This is a genomic window from Bradyrhizobium sp., assembly GCF_049798375.1.
Classification (GTDB): domain Bacteria; phylum Pseudomonadota; class Alphaproteobacteria; order Rhizobiales; family Xanthobacteraceae; genus Bradyrhizobium.
In genome coordinates, this window is record NZ_JBARGP010000279.1 from 1 (window position 1) to 4925 (window position 4925).

The 4925-nt window shown below is 65.0% G+C and carries 4 protein-coding genes; 2 read left to right on the forward strand and 2 right to left on the reverse strand.

Translation table 11 applies throughout. The features are described 5' to 3' along the window. Positions 1 to 484: DUF2865 domain-containing protein (locus WA702_RS12045; protein WP_425110748.1), on the forward strand; the 484-nt coding region annotated here is incomplete at its 5' end. Between the two features lie 12 nt (positions 485 to 496). On the opposite strand, the gene WA702_RS12050 is transcribed toward WA702_RS12045, so the two are convergent. Next, positions 497 to 2593 (reverse strand): methyl-accepting chemotaxis protein, encoded by a 2097-nt coding sequence (locus tag WA702_RS12050; protein WP_425110749.1) that lies wholly within the window; start codon positions 2591 to 2593, stop codon positions 497 to 499. Between the two features lie 198 nt (positions 2594 to 2791). On the opposite strand from WA702_RS12050, the gene WA702_RS12055 reads away from it, so the two are divergent. After that, on the forward strand, positions 2792 to 2947 hold the full coding sequence (locus tag WA702_RS12055; RefSeq protein WP_425110750.1) for a Thivi_2564 family membrane protein: 156 nt from the start codon (positions 2792 to 2794) through the stop codon (positions 2945 to 2947). Positions 2948 to 3044: 97 nt separating this feature from the next. Here WA702_RS12055 and WA702_RS12060 read toward each other — a convergent pair. Further along, positions 3045 to 4925 (reverse strand): malate synthase G (locus tag WA702_RS12060; protein ID WP_425110751.1); only part of this gene is annotated, 1881 nt, incomplete at its 5' end.

Genomic DNA, 4925 nt, shown 5'->3' on the forward strand with positions numbered 1-4925 from the left:
GGGCGCGCCGGTCCGGCATCGCGCCCGGCGCAGCGAGGTATCTTATGGCGACAGCGGCGAGCAGGCCTGGTGCGTCCGCACCTGTGACGGGCGCTACTTTCCGCTGGCGTCCGGCGGCGATCAGAGCGGGGCGGTGCTATGCAACAATTTCTGCCCCGCCAGCAAGACCGAAGTCGTCTACGGCAGCAATATCGACGATGCGGCCACCGAGAACGGCAAATCCTATTCAGAGCTGCCGAACGCGTTCAAGTATCGCACCGAACTGGTCGACGGCTGCACCTGCAATGGCAAGGACCATTTCGGGCTGGCCAAGGTCTCGATCGAGAACGATCCCACGCTCCGCAAGGGCGATATCGTCGCCAGCGATGACGGCCTGATGGTCGCCAACCATAGCGCCGGCAAGCGCGCCGAGCTCAACTTCTCGCCGGCGCCGCAATCGCTGCGCGCGAAATTCCAGCGGGCTCCGGTCGTCGCCTCCGAGTGAGCCGGCCGCGGATTACGCGGCGCGGATCCGGTTCAGGAAGTCGCTGACCTGGCCGCCGAGATGCTGGCTCTGGCTTTCCAGCGTCTCTGAGGCACGCTTGACATTGCCGGCGGCGGCTGCGGCCGCATCGGCATCCGACTTCACGCCGCTGATATTGTCCGAGACGTTCTTGGTGCCCTGGGACGCATATTGGGTGCTGCGCGTGATCTCCTGGGTGGCGGCGCCCTGTTCCTGGACGGCGGCGGCGATCGCGGTCGCCACCTCGTTGACCTCGCCGATGATGCTGCCGATGCCCTTGATGGCGTCGATGGCTTCACCTGCGACCTTCTGGATGTCGGCCACCTGCTCGGAGATCTCGTCGGTGGCTTTCGCGGTCTGACTCGCCAGCGTCTTCACCTCGGAGGCGACCACCGCAAAGCCCCTGCCGGCCTCGCCGGCGCGCGCCGCCTCGATGGTGGCGTTCAGCGCCAGCAAATTGGTCTGCGCCGCGATGCTGTTGATGAGGCCGACCACTTCGCCGATGCGGCTGGCGGACTGGGCGAGGCCCTGCACGGTGCCGTCGGTCAGGCGGGCTTGGTTGACCGCGCGCGAGGCGATGCCGGCGGCATGCGAAGCCTGCTTGCTGATGTCGCCGATCGAGGCGCTGAGCTCCTCGGCCGCCGAGGCCACGCTCTCCACGCTCATCGACGCATCGCTCGAGGCCTTCTGCGCGGTCTCGACCCGCGTATTGGTCTGGCGTGAGACCTCGGACAGTTCGGAGGAGGTCGAGCGCATCTGGTTGGAGGCGCCGCCGAGTTGCTCCAGCGTGCCGCGCACCGTGCTCTCGAATTCGCCGACATGGGCCTCGACGGCCCGCTGCCGCGCTGCCGCCGCGGCATTGCGCTCGCGCTCCTGGGCCTCGATCGCGAGCTTCTCCTGCGCCTGGCGCTTGAAGGTTTCCAGCGCGCCCGCCAGCGCGCCGATCTCGTCCTGGCGATCCTGATAGCCGGTCTCGATGTCGAGCGCGCCTGATGCCACCTGCAGCATCGCATCGCGCATCCGGTGCAGCGGCGTAATGACGCGGCGGCTCACCGCCAGCATGGCGCCGCAGGCCAGCGCGATGGCAAGCACCAGCAGCAGCGACTGGGTGACCAGCGAGCGGAGCGCGGTGTCGCGCCGCGCCGAGATATATTGCTTGGTGCTGTCCAGCGCTGCTTCGGCGACTTCGACGGCGGAGCCCATATGGTCGCCGGTGATCTTGCTCCACTGGTTGGGAACGATGTCGACCTTCTCGCCAGCGGCAAGCTGCTTGACCAGGCGGTCGCGCAGGCCGGTATAGTCGGGATCGAAGTAGGCCTTCTTGGTCGCTGCCATCGCGGCCGACAGCGACGGCGGCAGCTCCATGCCGAGTGTTGTGAGCTGCAGCGCATTCCACGCCGCCTCGATGCCGCCAGCATGTTTGAGATAATTGAGCTGGACCTCCGGCGTGACCGGAATGGTGCCGTCGAGACCGTTCGCAACCACCAGCGAGGTGTTGCCGGCCGAATTGCGCAGCAGCCAGGCGATCTGCTTGATCGCCAATAGCTGGTCGACCATCGCGTCCTGATGATTGACCGCCGCGGCCAGGGCGTTCGAAATCTTGTCGAGTGTCGCGATCGTGGTCTGGGTGGATTCCAGATATTCCTTCGCAAGATCGAGCCGCCGCTCCGATTTCGGCTTGGCGACCGCGGTCCAGAACTCGGCCTGCTGCGCCAGCAGCAGCTTGTTCAGGCGGGCGATTTCGGGCGCGAGCGTCTGCTTTTGCGCGAAGTCGATGCCCGGCAACAGGTCGACGGCGCGCTGCAGGGCGGGCATTTCCACGCCATGCAGGTTTTGCAGGAATTTGGTGGCGCTGGCATCGATCGTTTGGTCGGCGGTGAGCTGCCGCGGCACGTAGGGCCGGTCGACCCGCATATTGTTCATGGCCTTGAAGGCGCTCGCCGAGGCGTCCGCGATCAGCGAGATGCGGTTGGCAAGCCGCAGCTGCTGCCAGGAGGTCCAGGCATTCCAGCTGAAGCCGGCAATCACGACCAGGACGGTCACCAGGATGACGGTCTTGAGCAGGGTGGAAACGGTTAGGCGGTTCAGCATCAAGCTCTCCAGACACCCCAAGATGCCCGAAAAGGCTTAAGACTCCCAGAATTCAGACAGCGGTGCTGCCCTATTATGCAACCGCCGCATAATGCGCACGAGGCGATGTTCGTGGTTCCGATAGGGGAACAGGAACTGTGCTGATCTGTTAAGCTCCTGAATACCAGCGCGTCTTCCATCCTCTGCAGGGGCCGAACCATGCTCGTCAGCGCACTTGTCACCTTTCTCGTCGTCATCCTGATCCTCTATCTCATCAACCTGCTGCCGATCGACGGTCGCGCCAAGCAGATCTGCCGGGTGATCGTCATCATCCTCGGCGTCATCTCGCTGCTGAAATACATCGCGGTGATCTGAAACCGGCAAAACGCAGTTCCTAAAAAGGCAAAAGCCCCGGCCAGAGGCCGGGGCTTTATGTTGATGGGGGTGTCCTGCCGGCTCATGCCAAGGCCATTTAAGCGGAGGCCTTCGCCTCGCGGCGGCGGGCGGTGAGGATGAACTCGGTGTAGCCGTTCGGCTGCGCCTTGCCCTTGAAGACGAGGTCGCAGGCCGCCTTGAAGGCCACGCCGTCGAAGCCGGGCGCCATCGGCCGGTAGAGCGGATCGCCCGCGTTCTGCTTGTCAACCACCTCGGCCATGCGCTTTAGCGATTCCATCACCTGCGCCTCCGACACGACGCCCTGGTGCAGCCAGTTCGCCAGATGCTGGCTGGAGATGCGCAAGGTCGCGCGGTCCTCCATCAGGCCGACATCGTGGATATCGGGCACCTTGGAGCAGCCGACGCCCTGATCGATCCAGCGCACCACATAACCCAGAATACCCTGGCAGTTGTTGTCGATCTCCTGGCGCACGTCATCCGGCGCCCAGTTCGACTGCGACACCGGAATGGTGAGGATGTCGGAGAGCTTGGCACGCGGCCCGCCCTTGGCGAGCTCCTGCTGCCGCGCCTGCACGTTGACTTGGTGATAGTGCAGGGCATGCAGGGTCGCCGCGGTCGGCGACGGCACCCACGCGGTGGTGGCGCCCGCCTGCGGGTGGCCGATTTTTTGCGCCAGCATGTCCGCCATCTTGTCGGGCGCCGCCCACATGCCCTTGCCGATCTGGGCATGGCCAGGCAGGCCGTCGACTAGGCCCATGTCGACGTTCCAGTCCTCATAGGCCTTGATCCAGGGCTGCGCCTTCATGTCGTTCTTGCGGATCATCGGACCCGCTTCCATCGAGGTGTGGATTTCGTCGCCGGTGCGATCCAGGAAGCCGGTGTTGATGAACATGATGCGCTTGGTCGCCTGCTGGATGCAGGCCTTGAGGTTGACCGTGGTGCGGCGCTCCTCGTCCATGATGCCGACCTTCATGGTGTTCTCGGGCAGGCCGAGCATCTTCTCGACCCGGCCGAACAGTTCGACGGTCAGCGCCACCTCGTCGGGGCCGTGCATCTTCGGCTTCACGATGTAGACCGAGCCGGTGCGGCTGTTCTTCACCTTCGAACCGCCCTTGAGGTCGTGGATCGCGAGCAGCCCGGTCACGGCGGCGTCGAGGATGCCTTCCGGAATCTCGCTGTCCTTGTCGTCGAGCACGGCGTCGGTGAACATGTGATGGCCGACATTGCGCATCAGTAAAAGACTGCGGCCGTGCAGGGTCAGGGCCTTGCCATCCGGCGTGGTGTAGCTGCGATCCCCGTTCAGGGCGCGCGTCAGCGTCTTGCCGCCCTTCTCGAAATCGGCCGCCAGCGTGCCGTTCATCAGGCCGAGGGTGTTGCGATAGACTAGCACCTTGTCCTCGGCATCGACGGCGGCGACCGAGTCCTCCATGTCGAGAATGGTGGAGACCGCCGCTTCCATGATCATGTCGGCGACGCCGGCCGCATCGTCCTTGCCGATCATGTGCTTGCGGTCGATCACGAGTTCGACATGCAGGCCGTTGTTGACCAGCAGCACCGCGGTCGGTGCCTCCGCCGGGCCCTGATAGCCGGCGAACTGGGCGGCGTTCTTCAGCGCGGTGGCGTTGCCGCTCTTCAGCTTCACCGCGAGCTGGCCCGCGACCACGCGGTAGGAGGTGACGTCGGTGTGGCTGCCGGTAGCGAGCGGCACGGCGGCATCCAGGAACGCCTTGGCCTTGGCGATCACCTTGTCGCCGCGCACCTTGTTGTAGCCCTTGCCGGCTTCGCTCGGGTCGTGCGGAATGGCGTCGGTGCCGTAGAAGGCGTCGTAGAGCGAGCCCCAGCGCGCGTTCGCGGCGTTCAGCGCGTAGCGGGCGTTGGTCAGGGGCACGACGAGCTGCGGCCCGCAGATCTTGCCGATCTCTTCGTCGACATTGGCGGTTTCGACTTTTTGCGTTGC